At 65.3% G+C, this 19,389-nt stretch carries 18 protein-coding genes; 14 read left to right on the forward strand and 4 right to left on the reverse strand.

The window, feature by feature from the left end:
- Positions 1–79 precede the first annotated feature (79 nt).
- The 4 genes from AB3347_RS24615 to AB3347_RS24630 all read left to right on the forward strand — a co-directional run bounded on the left by AB3347_RS24615 (position 80) and on the right by AB3347_RS24630 (position 3,997).
- Entirely contained in the window at positions 80–1,234 is a 1,155-nt protein-coding gene (locus AB3347_RS24615) for a PepSY-associated TM helix domain-containing protein (RefSeq protein WP_369094333.1), read from the forward strand.
- On the forward strand, positions 1,231–1,425 hold the full coding sequence (locus tag AB3347_RS24620; protein ID WP_369094334.1) for a hypothetical protein: 195 nt from the start codon (positions 1,231–1,233) through the stop codon (positions 1,423–1,425). Before AB3347_RS24615 ends, AB3347_RS24620 begins: the two co-directional genes overlap by 4 nt.
- A gap of 78 nt (positions 1,426–1,503) precedes the next feature.
- Positions 1,504–2,952, forward strand: coding sequence for a Ppx/GppA family phosphatase (locus tag AB3347_RS24625; RefSeq protein WP_369094335.1), 1,449 nt, complete (start codon positions 1,504–1,506; stop codon positions 2,950–2,952).
- A gap of 172 nt (positions 2,953–3,124) precedes the next feature.
- Positions 3,125–3,997, forward strand: coding sequence for a hypothetical protein (locus AB3347_RS24630; RefSeq protein WP_369094336.1), 873 nt, complete (start codon positions 3,125–3,127; stop codon positions 3,995–3,997).
- 21 nt (positions 3,998–4,018) lie between these two features.
- Here AB3347_RS24630 and AB3347_RS24635 read toward each other — a convergent pair whose 3' ends face one another.
- Both AB3347_RS24635 and ppk1 read right to left on the reverse strand, forming a co-directional pair.
- Positions 4,019–4,495 carry a histidine phosphatase family protein gene (locus AB3347_RS24635; protein ID WP_369094337.1) on the reverse strand — a complete coding sequence of 159 codons (477 nt, stop codon included), beginning with the start codon at positions 4,493–4,495 and terminating at the stop codon, positions 4,019–4,021.
- Complete coding sequence (gene ppk1, locus AB3347_RS24640) at positions 4,461–6,617, reverse strand: polyphosphate kinase 1 (RefSeq protein WP_369094338.1); 2,157 nt, start codon at positions 6,615–6,617, stop codon at positions 4,461–4,463. Before ppk1 ends, AB3347_RS24635 begins: the two co-directional genes overlap by 35 nt.
- Positions 6,618–6,767: 150 nt before the next feature.
- Here ppk1 and lepB point away from each other — a divergent pair, with 150 nt between their 5' ends.
- Together lepB and AB3347_RS24650 are read left to right on the forward strand one after the other, a co-directional pair.
- The gene (lepB, locus tag AB3347_RS24645; protein WP_369094339.1) at positions 6,768–7,433 is read left to right on the forward strand and encodes a signal peptidase I; all 666 of its coding nucleotides are present in this window, start codon (positions 6,768–6,770) and stop codon (positions 7,431–7,433) included.
- A gap of 235 nt (positions 7,434–7,668) precedes the next feature.
- Positions 7,669–8,862 carry a multidrug effflux MFS transporter gene (locus AB3347_RS24650; protein WP_369094340.1) on the forward strand — a complete coding sequence of 398 codons (1,194 nt, stop codon included), beginning with the start codon at positions 7,669–7,671 and terminating at the stop codon, positions 8,860–8,862.
- A gap of 58 nt (positions 8,863–8,920) precedes the next feature.
- On the opposite strand, the gene smpB is transcribed toward AB3347_RS24650, so the two are convergent.
- Complete coding sequence (gene smpB / locus AB3347_RS24655; RefSeq protein WP_369094341.1) at positions 8,921–9,370, reverse strand: SsrA-binding protein SmpB; 450 nt, start codon at positions 9,368–9,370, stop codon at positions 8,921–8,923.
- Between the two features lie 139 nt (positions 9,371–9,509).
- Here smpB and AB3347_RS24660 point away from each other — a divergent pair, with 139 nt between their 5' ends.
- From AB3347_RS24660 to AB3347_RS24670, 3 genes are all read left to right on the forward strand, one after another.
- On the forward strand, positions 9,510–9,941 hold the full coding sequence (locus tag AB3347_RS24660; protein WP_369094342.1) for a type II toxin-antitoxin system RatA family toxin: 432 nt from the start codon (positions 9,510–9,512) through the stop codon (positions 9,939–9,941).
- Positions 9,934–10,281, forward strand: coding sequence for an RnfH family protein (locus AB3347_RS24665; protein WP_369094343.1), 348 nt, complete (start codon positions 9,934–9,936; stop codon positions 10,279–10,281). Before AB3347_RS24660 ends, AB3347_RS24665 begins: the two co-directional genes overlap by 8 nt.
- A 201-nt stretch (positions 10,282–10,482) precedes the next feature.
- Positions 10,483–11,679, forward strand: coding sequence for a diguanylate cyclase (locus tag AB3347_RS24670; protein WP_369094344.1), 1,197 nt, complete (start codon positions 10,483–10,485; stop codon positions 11,677–11,679).
- Positions 11,680–11,682: 3 nt separating this feature from the next.
- Here the strand turns inward: AB3347_RS24670 and AB3347_RS24675 are convergent, their stop codons facing one another.
- Positions 11,683–12,189, reverse strand: a complete 507-nt coding sequence (locus tag AB3347_RS24675; RefSeq protein WP_369094345.1) for a DUF4124 domain-containing protein — start codon at positions 12,187–12,189, stop codon at positions 11,683–11,685.
- Positions 12,190–12,338: 149 nt separating this feature from the next.
- On the opposite strand from AB3347_RS24675, the gene guaB reads away from it, so the two are divergent.
- The 5 genes from guaB to AB3347_RS24700 all read left to right on the forward strand — a co-directional run.
- Entirely contained in the window at positions 12,339–13,799 is a 1,461-nt protein-coding gene (gene guaB, locus AB3347_RS24680) for an IMP dehydrogenase (RefSeq protein ID WP_369094346.1), read from the forward strand.
- A gap of 182 nt (positions 13,800–13,981) precedes the next feature.
- The gene (gene guaA / locus AB3347_RS24685; protein ID WP_369094347.1) at positions 13,982–15,592 is read left to right on the forward strand and encodes a glutamine-hydrolyzing GMP synthase; all 1,611 of its coding nucleotides are present in this window, start codon (positions 13,982–13,984) and stop codon (positions 15,590–15,592) included.
- Positions 15,593–16,461: 869 nt separating this feature from the next.
- The gene (locus AB3347_RS24690) at positions 16,462–18,042 is read left to right on the forward strand and encodes an isocitrate lyase (RefSeq protein WP_369094348.1); all 1,581 of its coding nucleotides are present in this window, start codon (positions 16,462–16,464) and stop codon (positions 18,040–18,042) included.
- 67 nt (positions 18,043–18,109) lie between these two features.
- Positions 18,110–18,814 (forward strand): 3-hydroxyacyl-CoA dehydrogenase NAD-binding domain-containing protein, encoded by a 705-nt coding sequence (locus AB3347_RS24695; RefSeq protein ID WP_369094349.1) that lies wholly within the window; start codon positions 18,110–18,112, stop codon positions 18,812–18,814.
- A gap of 367 nt (positions 18,815–19,181) precedes the next feature.
- The coding region (locus AB3347_RS24700) for a Clp protease N-terminal domain-containing protein (RefSeq protein ID WP_369094350.1) at positions 19,182–19,389 on the forward strand (208 nt) is incomplete at its 3' end.

The following is a 19,389-nucleotide window of genomic DNA, read 5'->3' on the forward strand; positions in this document are numbered from 1 at the left end:
GATTGTCATTCTAGCGTCCCGGCTTGCGCATGTAAATGAGAACGATTATTATTTGCCGATCCGTCGTTCTCGATCGCCCATGTCCCCTACCTCCCTGCGCCGCTGGAGCTGGATCCACAAATGGAGCAGCCTGGTCTGCACCGTCTTCATGCTGCTGCTGTGCCTGACCGGCCTGCCGCTGATCTACCACCACGAAATCGGCCACCTGCTCGGCACCGACGTCGAGGCGCCCGCCATGCCGGCCAACACCCCGCGCGGCAACATCGATGCCGTGCTGGCCTCGGCCAAGGCACTGTATCCGGACAAGATGGCGATGTACATCTCGCAGGAGATCGACGAACCGGCGATCTGGAACGTCACCCTGGGCGACCATCCGAACGACGAGCACTACAAGCCGATCGCGGTCGATGCCCGCACGACCGAGGTGATCGCCGAGCCGGCCTTCGAGGGCGGCGCCTTCATGTCCACCATGTTCCGCCTGCACGTCGACCTGTTCGCCGGCCTGTACGGGAAACTCTTCCTCGGTCTCATGGGCCTGCTCCTGATCGTGGCGGTGGCAAGCGGCGCCGTGCTGTACGCACCCTTCATGCGCAAGCTTGATTTCGGGGAGGTGCGCCGCGAGCGCAGCCGGGTCATCAAATGGCTCGACCTGCACAACCTGCTCGGCATCGTCACCCTGGTGTGGGTGTTCGTGGTGGGCGCCACCGGCATGGTCAACACCTGGGCCGACCTGCTGCTGAAGTACTGGCAGAACACCGAGATCGCCGAGATGCTCAAGCCCTACGCGGGCCAGCCGAAGGTGGAAACGATGGCCTCGATCCACGACGCCATCGTGCGCGCGGAACGCGCCGAACCGGGCATGAAGGTGGCCTTCGTGGCCTTCCCGGGCACGCCCTTCACCAGTTCGCACCACTATGGCATTTTCATGCGCGGCGAAGAAGCCTTCAGTTCGCGCCTGTACAAGCCGGTGCTGGTCGACGCCGCCACCGGCGAGATCACCGACCGCCGCGAGCTGCCCTGGTACCTGAGCGCGCTGCTGCTGTCGCAGCCGCTGCATTTCGGCGACTACGGCGGCCAGCCCATGAAGCTGCTGTGGGCGCTGCTCGACCTCGGCACCATCGTCATCCTGGGCAGCGGCCTGTATTTGTGGCTCAAGCGCAGCAGGAAGGGGGCGCCGGCCGCCAAGGCCGTGCAAGAGGCGCCGGCCCTGGCGCGCAAGGCGAAAGCGCCATGATCCGCACCCGCATCCAGATCTGGGCCATGCCGGTCCTGCTGGCCGTGCTCACCGTGGTCGGCCTGGTCGCGGCCTTGCTGGGCGACGGCGCCTGGGACCTGGTCTCGGCCGTGGCGCTCGGCGCCCCGGTCGCGATGGGCGCCCGGCATGCGCTGCGGCGCACGCCCGCGCGCCGCAGCGGTCCGCCCTGACGCGCCCCGACGCTGTATACTTCGCCGACACGGCAGCCCGTTGGCGGGCAGGGCCGGACAACGAGCGAAAGGGCGCACATGTTTGCAGCAGTGGACCTGGGGTCGAACAGCTTCCGACTCCACATCGGCGAGCCGGCCGGCGGCCGCATGCACATCGTGCGCAGCGCGCGCGACCCGATCCGCCTGGCGGCGGGCCTGGACCAGGACAACATGCTCACCGAGGCGGCCATGGACAGCGCGCTGCGTACCCTGCAGGATTTCAGGGCGATCCTCGACGAGTATGTGCTGGACGCGGTGCGCGTGGTGGCCACCAACACGCTGCGCGTGGCGCGCAATGCCGAGCAGCTGCTGCCGCGTCTGGAGCAGGCGATCGGCCACCCGATCGAGGTCATCTCGGGCGAGGAGGAAGGGCGCCTGATCTACATGGGCGTGGCGCGCGCCATCGACAAGCCGGACGAGCGCCGCCTGGTGCTCGACATCGGCGGCGGTTCGACCGAAGTCATCGCCGCCATCGGCTCCGAGATCAAGCTGGTCGAATCCTTCGGCATCGGCACCCATCCGCAGACCGCCGCCTTCTTCGGCGACGGGCGCATCACCGCGCAAGGCTTCGAGGCTGCCGTTACCGAGGCGCGCGCCCGCTTCGAAGACGCCGCCGACCTGTACAAGGCGCAGGGCTGGGACGCCGCCTATGGTTCCTCGGGCACCATGCGCGCCATCCATGAGGTGATCGGCAAGAACCGGATCGGCGACGGCACCGTGTCGCAGGCCAGCCTTGCCGCGCTGCGCGACGTCCTGCTCGAACTCGGCCAGATCGAGGCCGTCAGGCTGCCCGGCATCAAGCGCGAGCGGGTGCCGGTGATGGTGGGCGGGCTGACGGTCCTGATCGGCGCGATGCAGGAACTCGGCATCGCCCGGCTCGCCACGATCGACGCCGGCCTGCGCCTGGGCGTGCTGTCCGACCTCGAACTGCGCGCCAACCGGAGCGACCGCCGCGACGCCGCGATCCGCGCCTGCATGCGCCGCTTCGAGGTGGACAGCCAGCGCGCCCTGCGCACCGCGAACATCGCATCCAGGCTGTACCAGCAGATGGACCCGTCCGAGGCGCAGCACTACCTGTGCTGGAGCGCGATGCTGCACGAAGTCGGACTCCAGGTCTCGATGACGGGCGCGCACAAGCACGGCGCCTACATCGTCGAACATGCCGACCTGGCCGGCTTCACCACCCGCGAGCAGCGCCTGATGGCGACCCTGGTGCTGGGCCAGAAGGGCAACCTGCGCAAGATCCGCGAGGCCCTGCACGAACCCGACCTGGCCAGGGCGGTGCTGGCGCTGCGCATGGCGGTGGTGCTCATGCATGCGCGCGCCGACGAGGACCTCGGCGGGCTGAAGCTGCGCATGAAGGGACGCATCGAGCTCGAGCTGCCGGCCGCGCTGATCGACAAGCATCCGACCCTGCGCCCATGGCTGCAGAAGGAAGAGGGGGCCTGGAACGAGGTCGGGATGCCGTTCCAGCTGCGCGTGGTCTGATTGGTGGGCGGCGCTTGCCGCCTTCCGATACGCCGGATTCCTCCAGAATATTTGCCCAAATGAAATTTTTTATTCATAATGTTCTGGTTTTTGGAGCAGTCTTCCGAGCGTCGGAAAACGGATTCCCGAACCGAATCCGTGCGCAGCCTATTTTTACTGAAAAGCCCCACCCATGACCCAATCCATGCAGGACGAAGCGCATCGCTTCGGCGATGCCCTCGCCGCCTATCTGAAACCCCACCGCCACGCGTTGAAGGACTACGCCTGGCCCATGTCCGCCAAGGCCAGGACGACGGCGCGCGCGCTCGGTCTTGCGGTCGGGGACACGGACGGCGGTGCACTGGCGACCCAGCAACTGCGACAGGCCGTGGCCCAGCGCGTGCGCGAGATCCATCGCCTGTCCGGCCCGGAGCGCGACGCCGGCATGGAAGCCTTGTGCGGTTTCGTGATCAGGGTCTGGGGTGGCCTTGCCAGCAACCGGGACGAGACCATCGCCGCGTATTCCAGCTTCTTCCTCGACGCTTGTCCGCCGGACCTGTCGGACATCGCGTCGGCCATGCAGCTGCGCAGCCACGCCAGGTGCGACTTTCCCTTCAAGGGGATTTCCAGCTGGTCGAAGTGGTTGAATTTCGTCTGGAACGACTGGGCCCTGATCTATGACGCCCGCATCGCCTTCGCCCTGAATGCGATTCATTTCCGCGAAGGCGTCGACGCGCGCGCCTTCCGCGTGCCCGAAGGACGCGATGCGCTGCTGAGCAAGATCGATACCCAGTCCTTGGCCGGCTTGCGCTACCTGAAGCGCCGCGGCGAACAGGCGCCCGGGCTGGACAGTCACAACCGGGACCTGGTCCGGTGGATGGAAAGCGCCTTGATGCCCGAAGAGAAAACCTACGAGTATTACCTGCTCGTGATGCAGCGCGCGCGCGAGGTGCTGGACCAGGACGGAGCCTGCTCGCTGGTGGACACCGAAATGCTGCTGTTCTATCTGTCGAACCGCGAGGTCGTCCGCGACTTGCTGGACACGGTGGGCACGGCGGTCGCCTGAGCGGCGCGCCGGCGCGGGGCGCTAGCGCAGCTGCCCGATGAAGTCCGGTCCCACCACCAGTTTCAGGTAGGGCAGCCCCGCGCCGGCTTTGCTGGCAATCCAGAATACCCCCGCCTTGCGGATGCGCCAGTCCTGCCGGCCGCCGCACAGCACCAGCGAGGCGACCTGGCCCAGCAGCGGCTGGTGGCCGACGATCAGCGCCGGCTGGCGGTGCTCCGGCCAGCCAGCGGCCTCGATGATCGCTTCCGCGCTCGCGTCGGGGGCCAGGCTGTCCAGCAGTTTGTAGTTGCGCCCCAGTGCTTCCACCGTCTGCACGCAGCGCCTGGCCGGGCTGCACAGCACCCGTACGTCGTCCGGCAGCTGGCGGTGCAGCCAGGCGCCGACGCGCGCGGCATGGCGCCTGCCCTTGGGCGTGAGGGCGCGCTGCAGGTCGCCCGCATGGTCGCCCTCCGCCACATGCGCTTCAGCTTCGGCGTGCCGCCACAGGATCAGGTCCATGCTCGTTCTCCTTGTTGGGATGGGGCCCTGCGCCGAGCGTCTCCATCAGGTCCTGCTGGGCGCTGAAGGCCTTCTGGCCGCCGCGGGGCTTCTTGCGCCGGTAGCGCCCGTCGCTGCCCAGCTCCCAGGCGTCGACGTTGTCCTTCAGGTAGGGATGCAGTCCTTCGCGCAGCACGCGGCGCTTGAGGGCAGGGGAGCGGATCGGGAAGGCGACTTCCACGCGCCGGAACAGGTTGCGGTTCATCCAGTCCGCGCTCGACAGGTAGATGTCGTGTTTCAGGTTGTTGCGGAAGTAATAGATGCGTGAGTGCTCGAGGAAGCGGCCCACGATCGAGCGTACCCGGATGGTCTCGCTCAGGCCCGGCACACCCGGGCGCAGCGCGCAGGCGCCGCGCACCACCAGGTCGATGCGCACGCCGGCCTGCGAGGCTTCGTACAGGGCCCGGATCACCGATTCGTCGGTGAGCGAATTCATCTTGGCGATGATGCGGGCCGGCTTGCTGGCGCGCGCGATCGCCGCTTCGTCGCGGATGGCGCGCACGATTTCCTTCTGCAGCGAGAAGGGCGCCAGCCACAGGCTGGTGAGCTGCTTCGGGCGGGTCAGGCTGGTGAGGTGGATGAAGACCTCGTTGACGTCGGCGGTGATCTCTTCGTCGCAGGTGAGCAGGCCGAAGTCGGTGTAGAACTTGGCGGTGGTCGAGTTGTAGTTGCCGGTGCCGAGGTGGGCGTAGCGCCGCAGGCCGTGGTCCTCGCGGCGCAGCACCAGCGCCAGCTTGGCGTGGGTCTTCAGGCCGACCACCCCGTAGACCACCTGGGCGCCGGCCTGCTCGAGGCGCTCGGCCCAGTTGATGTTGGCTTCCTCGTCGAAGCGCGCCATCAGTTCGACGATGACGGTGACTTCCTTGCCGCGCCGCGCGGCGGCGATCAGGGCCTCCATCAGGTCCGAGTTCATGCCGGCGCGGTAGATGGTCTGCTTGATCGCCGCCACGCAGGGATCGTTGGCGGCCGCCTGGATGAAGTCGATCACCGGCTGGAAGGATTCGAAGGGGTGGTGCAGCAGCATGTCCTGCTTGCGCAGCACGGCGAAGATGTCCGGCCCCACCAGCTTGGCCGGGAAGCCCGGCGTGAAGGGCTGGAACCTCAGCTCGGACTTGTCGTTGACGTTGGCGACTTCAAGCATGCGGCCGAGGTTCACCGGGCCGTCGACCGCGAACAGGCGCGAACGGTCGATCCCGAACTGGTCGAGCAGGAAGTTCGACAGGTGCGGCGGACAGGCATGGCCCACTTCGAGGCGCACCGCGAAGCCGTAGTTGCGGCTATGGAGTTCGCTCTGCAGCGCCTGGCGCAGGTTCTTGACCTCGTCCTCGTCGACCCACAGGTCGCTGTTGCGGGTGACCCGGAACTGCGAGTACGACAGCACCTCGCGGCCGGTGAACAGGTCGGCCATGTGGGCCTGGATCACCGAGGACAGCAGGCAGAACGAAGCGCCCTTCTTGTCCGAGAGTTCATCCGGCAGGCGAATCACGCGCGGCAGCACCCGCGGCGCCTTCATGATGGCGATGCCGGTGCCGCGCCCGAAGGCGTCCTTGCCGGCCAGTTCGACGATGAAGTTCAGGCTCTTGTTGACCACCCGCGGGAAGGGGTGGGCCGGGTCCAGCCCGATCGGGGTGAGCAGGGGGCGCACCTCGCGGTCGAAGAAGGCCTTGACCCAGGCGCGCTGGGCGGTGTTGCGCTCGCTCCGGCGCAGCATGTGGATGCCGTTCTCCGCCAGCCGCGGCAGGATCTCGGTGTTGAACAGCTTGTACTGCCTGTCGATCAGGCGCCGGCATTCGAGGCTGGCGCGCTCCAGGGTGCTGGCCAGCGCATGCGGAATGCCGTTGTGGCCGGCCTCCATCTGGTGCTGGGCCAGCAGGCTGGCGACGCGCACCTCGAAGAATTCGTCGAGGTTGCCCGACACGATGGTCAGGAAGCGCAGCCGCTCGAGCAGCGGAATGGACGGGTCTTCGGCCTGGGCCAGCACCCGCCGGTTGAACTCGAGCAGCGACAGCTCGCGGTTCAGGAAGGCGCCGCCTTCGGGGATGCCCCTGGCCTCGGACTCCGGGGCCTTCTGTTTCATATCCATGTTCTGCGTCGTAGTCTCGGCGCAGCCAGTGTAGTTGGCGAATATGACAATGTTGTTACACGGCGTGTCGCGCTTGACATTTAAGCATGCTTAAAGGCGGTGCGCGTATAAAACGACTCATCGTCATCATAACAAGAGGAGAACGGCTCCATGAAAGCGTTCGTGCGCGCCAACAAGGGTTTCCTGATGTTCATCGTGCTCTTCGGTGTGTTCCGCACCGCGGTGGCCGACTGGAACCCGATTCCGTCCAGTTCCATGCGGCCCAACCTGCTGGAGGGCGACGTGGTCTTCGTCAACCGCCTGGCCTACAACGTCAAGCTCCCGCTGACCGACGTCGTGCTGGCGCGTACCGGCGAGCCGCGCCGCGGCGATGTCGTCACCTTCACTTCGCCGGCGGACGGCACCCGCCTGATCAAGCGCCTGCTGGCGCTGCCGGGCGACCGGGTCGAGATGCGCAACGAGCGCCTGGTGATCAACGGCGTCGAGCAGCAGTATTCGGTCGAGGAGCTGGTGCAGGAGCCGAGCGCCGAGGGCCACATGGACGCGCTGCGCATGACGGAAGCCGTGGACGGCCGGCGCCACCGCATCCAGGTGCTGCCGCAGCGCCTGGTGGCGCGCGACTTCGGCCCGGTGACCGTGCCGCAGGACGCCTACCTGATGTTGGGCGACAACCGCGACAACAGCGCCGATTCGCGCTACATCGGCTTCGTGCCGCGCCACCTCCTGATCGGACGCGCCGAGCGCATCCTGGTGTCGGCCGACTACCAGGGCAACTGGATGCCGCGCACCGAGCGTTTCGGGATGTCGCTGCGCTAGCCCGGTGTTCGTAGGGTGCGCAGGTTCCCTGCCCACGCGTCCAGCTCACTTCCAAACAGCGACAACGTGTGCCTTTACGCTTCGGTGATTTGAACGCGTGGGCGGGAGACCCGCCCACCCTATGGGGGCGCTGGCCGTTTGAGGGGGCTGCCGAATTGTTTTGGTGAAATCCAGTACAATCCCGTCCCCCGGACGCTTGCCTGTCGCAGTGCCGGTTCATCCTCAAGGCACTTTCATGCACCGACTCCTCACCACCATCCTCGCCTGCCTCGGCATGATCGGGGCCCTCGCGATCGACACCTATCTGCCCTCGATGCCGGCCATCGGGGTCGAGTTCGGCGTCGGGCCGGTGGCGGTGCAGCAGACCTTGAGCGTGTTCCTGTTCACCTTCGCGCTCATGATGCTGTTTTACGGGACCTTGTCGGATTCCTTCGGGCGCCGGCCGGTGATCCTGGGCGCGCTGTCGGTGTATACGCTGGCATCGATCGGCGCCGCCTTTGCCCCGAGCTTCGGCTGGCTGCTGTTCTTCCGCGCGCTGCAGGGCCTGGCGGCCGGCGCCGGCTCGGTGATCGGGCAGGCCATCGTGCAGGACCGCTTCTCCGGAGCCCAGGCGCAGAAGATCATGTCGCACATCATGATGGTGTTCGGCCTGGCGCCGGCCATCGCGCCGGTGCTGGGCGGCTGGCTGCACGTGAGCTTCGGCTGGCGCTCCACCTTCCTGTTCCTGGCCCTGTTCGGCACCGCGATGATCGTGCTGGTCACGCGCCTGCTGCCGGAAAGCCTGCCGCGCGATAAACGCCAGGTGTTCCACCCGGTGACGATCGCGCGCAATTACCTGATGGTGCTGCGCCATCCGCAGTTCGTGATGCTGTCGCTGGCGCTCGGCCTGGTGTTCGGCGGCCTGTCGCTGTACATCGGTTCGGCCGCCAACTTCGTGATGGAGATCCTGGGCCTGCCGGAGACCGCCTTCGCCTGGATGTTCATCCCGCTGATCGGCGGCATGGTGATCGGCTCCGCCTGGGGCGGCAAGCGCGCCGTCAAGGCGCCGCCGGGCCGCCTGCTGTGGATCGGCTACGGCGTGATGGCGCTGGCCTCGGTCCTGAACGTCGGCTACAACGCGCTGTTCGCGGCCAGCGTGCCATGGGCGGTGCTGCCCCTGGGCGTGTTCACCTTCGGCCTGGCGGTCGCCATGCCGGGCATCCAGCTGTCGGCCATGGGCCTGTTCCCGCACAACCGCGGCCTGGCGGCCTCGATGGTCGGCTTCATCCAGATGATGTCCTTCGCGCTGGTGTCGGGACTGGTGGCGCCGCTGCTGTTCGGCAGCGCCTTCAAGCTCGCCTGCGGCGCCGCGATCGGCTGCGTGCTGAGCTTCCTGATGTGGCGCCTGAGCCGGCGCTTCGCGGCGCCTGCCGTCCAGACCGCTCAGTAAGCGCTCACCAGGCAGGGGCGGCAGGGCAGGGCTGCGCAGAGGCAGCCCGTGCAGGATGCTAGCGGCGGTGCGTCTTCATCGCCGCGGCGACTTCGCGCTTGGCGTCGCGGTCCTTCTCGGTGGCGCGCTTGTCGTGCTGCTTCTTGCCCTTGGCGAGGCCGATCTCGCACTTCACGCGCCCGCCCTTGAAGTGCAGGTTCAGCGGCACCAGGGTGTAGCCGGCGCGCTCGACCTTGCCGACCAGCTTGTCCAGCTCGGCGCGGTGGAGCAGCAGCTTGCGGGTGCGCAGCGCTTCCGGGTGGCTGAAGCTTGATGCCGTGGTCAGCGCGCTGATGTGGGCGCCGAACAGGAACAGTTCGCCGTTGCGCACGACCACATAGGCTTCCTTGATCTGGACCTTGCCGGCACGGATGGCCTTGACTTCCCACCCCTCCAATACGATGCCGGCTTCATACCGGTCCTCGATGAAGTAGTCGAAAAAAGCTTTTTTATTGTCAACAATACTCATGAAATAGCGAAAATCCGCGTCTCGGTTAAACTACTGCTGTGGCGCCGCAGCGGGATCGCGGTGAAATTCACCTGAAATTCACCGGAACCCGCGTGGCGCAAAATGCAACTCGTCCAACATCATAACAAACGGTTGACCAATGGCAGTAGTGCACAAATCAGTTTTTCTCGGGTATAGCGCCGAGCAGATGTTCGACCTGGTCTCCAAGGTCGAAGACTATCCAAAATTCCTGCCCTGGTGCGGCGGCGTGAAAGTGATCGAACGGGCCGACGACAAGCTGGTGGCCAGCCTGCAGATCAACTTCCATGGCGTGAAGCAGAGTTTCACCACATCGAACCACAACAACCGCCCGACCCAGATGAAGATGCACCTGGTCGATGGCCCGTTCAAGATGCTGGAAGGCACCTGGAACTTCAAGCCCCTGCGCGCCGACGCCTGCAAGGTCGATCTCGACATGCACTACGAGTTCTCGAGCGTCATCCTGGAACAGATCATCGGGCCGGTGTTCGGCATGATCGCCAACACCATGGTCGATTCCTTCAGCAAGCGCGCCGAGGCGCTCTATGGCTGACGCGCCGCTGCCGGCCGCGGACGGCATGCTGCAGGTCGTGGTCTGCTACGCCACCGACCGCGACGAATTCCTGCGCCCGCTGCAGGTGGCGCCCGGCACCACGATCGGCGCCGCCATCGAGATGAGCGGGGTGCTGGAGGCCTATCCGGACATCAACCTGAGCACCCAGCCGGTGGGCGTCTTCGCCAAGAAGAAGACGCTCGACACCGTGCTGCGCGAACACGACCGCATCGAGATCTACCGGCCGCTGGTGGCCGACCCGAAGGACTCGCGCCGCCGCCGCGCGGCCAAGAAGGACGCGGCCGTGCCGGCCTCCGGCGGCGCGGCGCCGGCCGCCTGAGGCCCGTTGCCGGGCAAGCTTGTCGATTTGCTCAGTTGTAAAATTCCGACCAAGCAAATATTCCGGGGCGCTTCGCGGTATCATGCTGACGCCCTCGCAGTCCGGTAAGCCGACGTATGCTGCCGTGGCCGATCGCGCCAGCGCATCGGCCCGGCGCGAGGTCTTCATTATCGTTTGCTGCCCGCCCCCATGCTGATTACCGTGAGTCTGTTGTTGGTCACCACCGCGCTGTCGGTGGTCATGTTGCTGGTCCTGACCTCGCTCGCCGACAGCAAGGTGGCCGGTGTCCGCGAGTGGGGGCAGGCCAACGCCATCGCGGTGATCGCGCTGCTGCTGTTCGCGACCCGCGGCGTGGTTCCCGACCTGCTCAGCATCGAAGTCGCCAACGTGCTCATGCTGCTCACCGTCAGCCTGATGTATGCGGGGTTCCGGCGTCACCTGGGCTTGCCGGTGCCGTGGCGCCTGCTGGCCGCCGGCAGCCTGGCCGCCTTCGCCGGCGTCGTGTATTTCCATGTCGTCCACCCAGCGCTGGGCCTGCGCGTGGTCGCCGTGTCGGTCTACCATGCTGCCATCTGCTTCGCCATCCATGCCAGCCTGCCGCGGGTCGCCGACGGGCGCCTGCGCTATCCCAACGCATTCACCCGCACCGCCGCCTTCCTGCTGGGCCTGGGGCATGCCGGCCGCGGCGCCTTCTATGCGCTCGACGCCTACGGCTCCGTGTCGCTGCTCGCGCCCGACGTGGCCAACCTGGTCTTCTTCGCCATCGGCACCCTGGCCTTGCCGGCCCTGAGCCTGGGCGCGGTGATGCTGGCGAATGCGCGCGTGCTGACCGATACCGCGTATGCCGCCGAGCACGACCACCTGACCGGCGCGCCGTCGCGCCGCGCTTTCTTCGAGATCGCGGAACGCGAACTGGCGCGGGCACGGCGGCACGGCGGCGGACTGGGCTTGCTGCTGCTGGACGCCGACCACTTCAAGCGCATCAACGACACCTACGGCCACGGCGTCGGCGACGAGGTCCTGCGCGACCTGGTCAGGCGCGCCGGGGACGTGGTGCGCAAGATCGACTACTTTGCCCGCCTCGGCGGCGAAGAGTTCGGGGTGCTGCTGCCGGACGCGAACCACCAGACCGCACAGGCGGTGGCCGAGCGCCTGCGCGCCGCGCTCGACCGTTCCCAGCCGCAACGCTCCGCCGAGGGCGGCGTGCCCTACACCGTCAGCATCGGGCTGGCCATGCTCGATCGGGGAGAGGATTTCGCCGGCCTGATGCGGCGGGCCGATGCGGCCCTGTATGCGGCCAAGGACGCGGGCCGCAACCAGGTGGTGTGCGCGCCGACCGCCACGCCCGTGGAACAGCAGCAGCCGGGCGGCGCCAAGGTGATCCGCCTGCGTCGCTGAGCCTCAGCGGCAGGCAGCCAGGGCGCGGTCGACGCGGGCCAGCTGTGCGGCGCGCTCCTCGTCGCTGACGAAGCTGCGTTCGCCCTTGGCGTCGAACTTCGCGACGCGGATGCCCGAGTCGAGCTGGGCCCGCATCTCGCGCGCCGCGTCGCAGTGCTCGGCAAGATCGCGCTGGCGCCTGGCCTCGGCCGCTTCCTTCTGTTCCTGTTCCTCGCGCGCCGCGACGCGCTTGCGGTAGTCGGCTTCGCGCTGGGCCAGGCTCGGCGCCGGCTTCGCCACGGGCGCGGCTTGCGGCGCCGGCTCAGGCACGGGCACCGGTGCGGGCGCAGGCGCGGCCCGGCCCGGCGCCTTCAGGATCTTGTGCGGCGGCGTGCCCGGCGGGGGAGGGCGGTCCGAGAACTGGCGCACGCCGTTGGCGCCGATCCACGAATACTGGGCATGTGCCAGGGTGCTGCCCAGCAGCAGGGTGCAGGCGGCGATCAGGCGGAAGGGCAGGCTTGGGTGCGGCATAAAAGTTTTCCTTGGGTAACAAGCAGATTTCGCCACGCTTCGATGGTGCTGTCAATCGCGGCAGCTGCAAATGGCCGATTTTGGGGCAGGGCGGCGACAGGATTTTCTACTTTCTGTATAATTCACTTTTGCGCCTATAGGAAAATGCTATGCGTCTACTCCAAAAAGCACTCACGTTCGATGATGTGCTGCTCGTCCCGGCCTACTCCAATGTTCTTCCGGCCGACACTTCCCTTCGCACCAAACTGACCCGGAATATCACGCTGAATATCCCGCTGCTGTCGGCTGCGATGGACACCGTGACCGAAGCACGTCTGGCGATCGCGATGGCTCAGGAGGGCGGCATCGGCATCATCCACAAGAACCTGCGTCCGGCCGACCAGGCTCGCGAAGTAGCACGCGTCAAGCGTTTCGAAGCGGGCGTGCTGCGCGACCCGATCACCATTCCTCCCACCATGAAGATCCGCGAAGTGATCGCGCTGTCGCAACAGCACGGCATCAGCGGCTTCCCGGTGGTCGAAGGCAAGCAGGTGGTCGGCATCATCACCAACCGCGACCTGCGTTTCGAGGAAGACCTGGACGCCGAAGCGCGCGCCAAGATGACCCCGCGCGAAAAGCTGGTCTACGTCAATGAAGACGCCAACACCGAGGAAGCCAAGCGCCTGATGAACAAGCACCGCCTCGAGCGCGTGCTGGTCGTCAACGAGGCCTTCGAGCTGCGCGGCCTCATCACCGTCAAGGACATCCAGAAATCGCACGAGCACCCGCTGGCCTCGAAAGACTCGCAGGGTAAACTGCTGGTCGGCGCGGCCGTGGGCGTGGGCGCACGCGACGAAGAGCGCATCGAACTGCTGGTGCAGGCCGGCGTGGACGTGCTGGTGGTCGACACCGCGCACGGCCACTCGCAGGGCATCCTCGACCGCGTCAAGTGGATCAAGGAACGCTTCCCGCACGTGGACGTCATCGGCGGCAACATCGCCACCGCGGCCGCGGCGAAGGCCCTGGTCGAGTACGGCGCGGACGCAGTCAAGGTCGGCATCGGCCCGGGCTCGATCTGCACCACCCGCATCGTGGCAGGCGTCGGCGTGCCGCAGATCACCGCGATCTCGAACGTGGCCAAGGCCCTCGAAGGCACCGGCGTGCCCTGCATCGCCGACGGCGGCATCCGCTTCTCGGGCGACATCTCGAAGGCGCTGGCAGCCGGCGCCCACACCGTCATGATGGGCAGCATGTTCGCCGGCACCGAGGAAGCGCCGGGCGAAGTCATCCTGTACCAGGGCCGCAGCTACAAATCCTACCGCGGCATGGGCAGCCTGGGCGCGATGGCCGAAGGTTCGGCCGACCGCTACTTCCAGGAAGTCTCGAGCAAGGCCGACAAGTTCGTCCCGGAAGGCATCGAAGGCCGCGTCGCCTACAAGGGCAGCGTGCTGGCGATCCTGTACCAGCTGGTCGGCGGCGTGCGCCAGTCGATGGGCTACTGCGGCTGCTCGACCATCGAAGAACTGCGCGAGAAAGCCGAGTTCGTCGAGATCACCTCGGCCGGCATGCGCGAATCGCACGTGCACGACGTGCAGATCACCAAGGAAGCGCCGAACTACCGTTCGGAATAAATATCTACGAAACGCGGCCCGCACTGGCCGCGTTTTCGTAGGGTGGGCAAGTCCCTTGCCCACGCGTTCAACCAGCACCGGCCCTGTCGCGACAGGGCAGGATATGCAAGAGTCGGTTGGACGCGTGGGCGGGAAATCCGCCCACCCTACGGTCCCGATTCCAATTACAGTCGACTCCCTTCATGCATTCGAAAATCCTCATCCTCGATTTCGGTTCCCAGGTTACCCAGCTGATCGCGCGCCGCGTACGCGATGCCGGCGTGTTCTCCGAAGTCTATCCGTACGACGTCAGCGACGAGTTCGTCCGCAACTACGGCGCCAGCGGCATCATCCTGTCGGGCAGCCACAGCTCGACGCTCGAAGGCGACGCCCCGCGCGCCCCGCAGGCCGTGTTCGAAGCCGGCGTGCCGGTGCTCGGCATCTGCTACGGCATGCAGACCATGGCCGCCCAGCTCGGCGGCAAGGTCGAGAACGGCAAGCTGCGCGAGTTCGGCTACGCCGAAGTGCGCGCGCGCGGCCATACCGCGCTGCTGAACGGCATCAACGATTTCGTGACCGACGAAGGCCACGGCATGCTGCGCGTCTGGATGAGCCACGGCGACAAGGTGCTGGACATGCCGCCGGGCTTCAAGCTGATGGGCTCGACCGACAGCTGCCCGATCGCCGCCATGGCCGACGAAGACCGCCGCTTCTACGCGCTGCAGTTCCACCCGGAAGTGACCCACACCAGCCAGGGCGAAGCCATCATCGGCCGCTTCGTGCACGAGATCTGCGGCTGCAAGTCGGACTGGAACATGCCCGACTACATCGGCGAAGCGGTCCAGAAGATCCGCGAGCAGGTCGGCAGCGACGAAGTCATCCTGGGCCTGTCCGGCGGCGTCGACTCGAGCGTGGCCGCCGCCCTGATCCACCGCGCCATCGGCGACCAGCTGACCTGCGTCTTCGTCGACCACGGCCTGCTGCGCAAGGACGAGGGCAAGATGGTGATGGACATGTTCTCGAAAAACCTCGGCGTGAAGGTGCTGCGCATCGACGCCGAAGACCAGTTCATGGGCCACCTGGCCGGCGTCACCGACCCCGAGCAGAAGCGCAAGATCATCGGCCGCGAGTTCGTCGAAGTGTTCCAGGCCGAAGCCAAGAAGCTGAGCAACGCGAAGTGGCTGGCGCAAGGCACGATCTACCCGGACGTGATCGAATCGGCCGGCAAGGGCAAGAAAGGCCAGACCATCAAGAGCCACCACAACGTGGGCGGCCTGCCGGAAACCCTGAACCTGAAGCTGCTCGAGCCGCTGCGCGAACTGTTCAAGGACGAAGTGCGCAAGCTGGGCGTCGCGCTCGGCCTGCCGCACGACATGGTCTACCGCCACCCGTTCCCGGGCCCGGGCCTGGGCGTGCGCATCCTGGGCGAGGTCAAGAAGGAGTATGCCGACCTGCTGCGCGAAGCCGACGCGATCTTCATCGAAGAACTGCGCAATACGCCGTTCGAGCTGCCGGCAGTAAGCGGGATCGATCCGGGCAAGGCGCCGGTGAACTGGTACGAGGCGACCAGCCAGGCCTTCGCCGTGTTCCTGCCGGTGAAGTCGGTGGGCGTGATGGGCGACGGCCGCACCTACGAATACGTGGTGGCCCTGCGCGCGGTGCAGACCCTGGACTTCATGACGGCGCAATGGGCGCACCTGCCGCACGCGCTGCTTGGGAAGGTGTCGAACCGGATCATCAACGAGGTGCGTGGCCTGAACCGGGTTGTTTATGACATTTCGGGGAAGCCGCCGGCGACGATCGAGTGGGAATGAGGCGAGTTACGCACGTAACCCATCACTGAGTCTGTTCCAGCGAGCCGCTGATCATTCGGATTGAATGATCAGCGGCTTGTTTGTTTCCTGCGCTGATAGCCAAGAACGACGATTCTTAGAATCCACTGCGCTATTGTCGCCGAAAATATAACTAACCCACTTAAAAACTCTCCACACGGCAATCCTCCACGCTAACGACTGCGAAGAAACGAGCATGGCGTCCTGGTTGCGCAAAAACCGGCGCGGCCCGGCAGCGTCGGAGACAGCGTGCGTGAGCAGTCCTGGTGCCGGCATGCACCGGTAAGCGGCGAAAAGCAGGGCGCTTCCATCTCGACGAGCATTGTCGATGGCGTGGAGCGCCTCCACAGATTGCAGGTCGCATGCGCTGCTCAGGCCCGACCTTCGCTGCGAGGATGTCCTCGTTCCGAGCAATAACTCGTGCGGCTGGCTTCGCATGCTCCTTCCCCCGATTGAACACGTCCTGTGCATATCAGAGGGCCCGATTCACCTTTCGTCCCGATCGATGGGAGCGCATATCTGGCTTCCTGGGCATTCTTGATTGCCTTCCACGAGGAGACGAAAAGGCAGCGCCTTGTTTTCGTCACGGTAAATGACATTGCACGATGCAAAATGCTCGCTGCGGAGCAGCAGGATTTTATCCTGCGCTGCAAGACATGTTTTCACAATCCGGAATGAGAATTGCAAGTCTTTGAAAACTCAGGGAATTAATTTATTCCATTGCGGATGGTCTCGATGCGTGCAGCGCAGCAGAACTGCGTACTATTAAATACATGAAGTGTCTTGCTTTAAGGGCGTTGGCGACATGCCCGCTTTTCCAGGTTTCTTAATCCGCAAATCAGGAGTTATTCATGTCTCAGTTTCAAGCCGATATCGAATCGATTTCCAGTCTCAAGGCAATGCACGGAAGCGCATGGAATGCGATCAATCCCGAGTCTGCCGCGCGCATGCGCGCCCAGAACCGGTTCAAGACCGGCCTCGATATCGCACGCTACACCGCCAGGATCATGCGCGACGATATGGCCGCCTACGATACCGATCCTTCCATGTATACCCAGTCGCTTGGCTGCTGGCACGGTTTCATCGGCCAGCAAAAGCTGATCTCGATAAAGAAGCATTTCAACAGCACGGATCGCCGCTACCTCTACCTGTCGGGTTGGATGATCGCGGCCCTGCGTTCGGAGTTCGGCCCGCTGCCGGACCAGTCGATGCATGAAAAGACGGCGGTGCCCGCCCTGATCAAGGAGCTGTACACCTTCCTGCGCCAGGCCGATGCACGCGAGCTGGGCGACCTGTTCCGCCAGCTGGACGGCGCATCCGGCGCGGCCAGGGAGGCGATCCAGCAGAAGATCGACCAGCACGTGACCCATGTGGTGCCCATCATCGCCGACATCGACGCCGGTTTCGGTAACGCCGAGGCGACCTATCTGTTGGCGAAGCAGATGATCGAAGCGGGCGCCTGCTGCATCCAGCTCGAAAACCAGGTCTCGGATGAAAAGCAGTGTGGCCACCAGGACGGCAAGGTGACCGTGCCGCACGAGGACTTCCTCGCCAAGATCCGCGCGGTCCGCTACGCCTTCCTCGAACTGGGCGTGGATGACGGTGTGATCGTTGCCCGTACCGATTCCCTGGGCGCGGGCCTGACCAAGCAGATCGCGTTTACCCGCGAACCCGGCGACCTGGGCGACCAGTACAACGCCTTCCTCGACGCCGAAGAAGTGTCGGTCGAGTCCTTGACTAACGGCGACGTGCTCCTCAGCCGCAACGGCAAGCTGGTGCGCCCCAAGCGTCTTCCGAGTAACCTGTTCCAGTTCCGCGAGGGGACGGGCGAAGCGCGCTGCGTGCTCGACTGTATCACCTCGCTGCAGAACGGCGCCGACCTGCTGTGGATCGAAACCGAGAAACCGCATATCGGCCAGATCGGCGGTATGGTGAAGGAGATCCGCAAGGTGATTCCGAATGCGAAGCTGGTCTATAACAACAGCCCGTCCTTCAACTGGACGTTGAACTTCCGCCAGCAGGTGTTCGACAGCATGAAGGCCGAGGGCAAGGATGTCGGCGCATACGAACGCAACATGCTGATGAGCGCGGAATACGACGAGACCGAACTGGCGCGCATCGCCGATGAAAGGATTCGTACCTTCCAGGCTGACGCCGCGCGCGAGGCGGGCATCTTCCACCACCTGATCACGCTTCCGACCTACCATACCGCGGCACTGTCGACAGACAACCTGGCCAGGGAATACTTCGGCGAGCAAGGCATGCTGGGTTATGTGGCGGGTGTGCAGCGCAAGGAGATCCGCCAGGGCATCGCATGCGTCAAGCACCAGAACATGTCCGGTTCGGATATCGGCGACGACCACAAGGACTACTTCAGCGGCGAAGCCGCGCTGAAGGCCGGCGGCAAGCACAATACGATGAATCAGTTCTGATCGGCGGCTGAAACGGGGCGTCTGCCGAGCGCGGCGCCCGACACGCTCACCAAGCTATGGAACAAGCATGAATAATACGCACTCCAGCTCCGGAAGCAGTCTTGCGATTGCCCCGCCGGGCGACGGCGCAATGGGCGATCATCTGCGCGACCACCGCCGGATTCACACTGACCCGCATGTGCGGAGCCTGGCCGAGACCACCGGCTTTTCCGAACAGCCGGCGAACGACACCGTACGACCGGTGGGCCGGGTAGGGATCATGGGCGCCCACGGTGCGAGTATCGGCCTTGCCATGGGCCTGCTCGACACCGGCATGCCGGTCACGGTCTTCGACAAGCGGGATGCACTCGATCAAGGACTTGCGCTGCTTCGCTCGCGTTATCAGCAGTCAGTCGCCAGCGGTGCACTTGCGGCTGGCCAGCGCGACAGGCGGCTGGCGCTGTTTGGCGCCACCGCCAGGTTTCACCACCTGAAAGACTGTGATCTCGTCATCGATATGATGTCCGTCGACATGCAGCTCAGGGAACGATTCTTCCGCTGGCTCGATGAAATCGGCAAGCCCAGCGCGATCCTGGTCGCCAACGCTCCGAGGGCCGGGCTCGACCGAATTGCCAGCGTCACCAGGCGCCCGGCCGATGTACTGGCGCTGCGCTTTTCGAACCCTGTCGATCCCTTGGAAAAACTGGCATTGGTTCGTGGGCGGCAAACCTCGGGCGAAGCGTATGCCACGACAGCTGGACTGTTCGCAGCGATCGGGAAGCTGGAAGAATAAGGATCGTCCAGCCACCGAAAACTGTCCGGATCGGTCTCCGGCCGTGGCCCAGGACGTCTTGCAGCAGGGGCGGGCGGATTGCCAGCACGCCGCGAGCAGGACTGCGACGTTCGAGCATGTCCTTCTGTCCGATGTGGAACGGCCCGGGTGCATGATCCGGCAAGGCATGCTGGAGATGGCAGCGGCGTGGACCTTCAGGTCTTCACGCGTCGTGGGTTTGAGGCGGCGATCGCGGGGCTTCAGGCACTTTAGGTGGAATTTTTGATGTGGATCAAATAAGCCCAGTGACTTCCCTGTCGAGTATCGTTAGCGTGACGGTCATGGGGTGAATGTAGCACCCAGGGCAATCTTGACCGTGGAGTACATCATGCGACATGACAAACTGACGACCAAGCTTCAAGAAGCGCTGGCGGATGCCCAGAGCCTGGCGGTCGGCAACGATAACCAGTACATCGATCCGGTGCACCTGCTGGTCGCCCTGCTGAACCAGGACGACGGCGGCGCCCGTTCGCTGCTGCAGCGCGCCGGCGTCAACGTCGGCGGACTGGCGAACGCGCTGAAATCGGCGCTCGAGC

Source organism: Massilia sp. X63 (genome assembly GCF_041023745.1).
GTDB lineage: Bacteria > Pseudomonadota > Gammaproteobacteria > Burkholderiales > Burkholderiaceae_D > Telluria.

Coding starts and splice junctions, on each gene's coding strand:
- AB3347_RS24615 (WP_369094333.1), top strand. CDS start 80: ATGTCCCCTACCTCCCTGCGCCGCTGGAGCTGGATCCACAAATGGAGC.
- AB3347_RS24620 (WP_369094334.1), top strand. CDS start 1,231: ATGATCCGCACCCGCATCCAGATCTGGGCCATGCCGGTCCTGCTGGCC.
- AB3347_RS24625 (WP_369094335.1), top strand. CDS start 1,504: ATGTTTGCAGCAGTGGACCTGGGGTCGAACAGCTTCCGACTCCACATC.
- AB3347_RS24630 (WP_369094336.1), top strand. CDS start 3,125: ATGACCCAATCCATGCAGGACGAAGCGCATCGCTTCGGCGATGCCCTC.
- AB3347_RS24635 (WP_369094337.1), bottom strand. CDS start 4,495: ATGGACCTGATCCTGTGGCGGCACGCCGAAGCTGAAGCGCATGTGGCG.
- ppk1 (WP_369094338.1), bottom strand. CDS start 6,617: ATGGATATGAAACAGAAGGCCCCGGAGTCCGAGGCCAGGGGCATCCCC.
- lepB (WP_369094339.1), top strand. CDS start 6,768: ATGAAAGCGTTCGTGCGCGCCAACAAGGGTTTCCTGATGTTCATCGTG.
- AB3347_RS24650 (WP_369094340.1), top strand. CDS start 7,669: ATGCACCGACTCCTCACCACCATCCTCGCCTGCCTCGGCATGATCGGG.
- smpB (WP_369094341.1), bottom strand. CDS start 9,370: ATGAGTATTGTTGACAATAAAAAAGCTTTTTTCGACTACTTCATCGAG.
- AB3347_RS24660 (WP_369094342.1), top strand. CDS start 9,510: ATGGCAGTAGTGCACAAATCAGTTTTTCTCGGGTATAGCGCCGAGCAG.
- AB3347_RS24665 (WP_369094343.1), top strand. CDS start 9,934: ATGGCTGACGCGCCGCTGCCGGCCGCGGACGGCATGCTGCAGGTCGTG.
- AB3347_RS24675 (WP_369094345.1), bottom strand. CDS start 12,189: ATGCCGCACCCAAGCCTGCCCTTCCGCCTGATCGCCGCCTGCACCCTG.
- guaB (WP_369094346.1), top strand. CDS start 12,339: ATGCGTCTACTCCAAAAAGCACTCACGTTCGATGATGTGCTGCTCGTC.
- guaA (WP_369094347.1), top strand. CDS start 13,982: ATGCATTCGAAAATCCTCATCCTCGATTTCGGTTCCCAGGTTACCCAG.
- AB3347_RS24690 (WP_369094348.1), top strand. CDS start 16,462: ATGTCTCAGTTTCAAGCCGATATCGAATCGATTTCCAGTCTCAAGGCA.
- AB3347_RS24695 (WP_369094349.1), top strand. CDS start 18,110: ATGAATAATACGCACTCCAGCTCCGGAAGCAGTCTTGCGATTGCCCCG.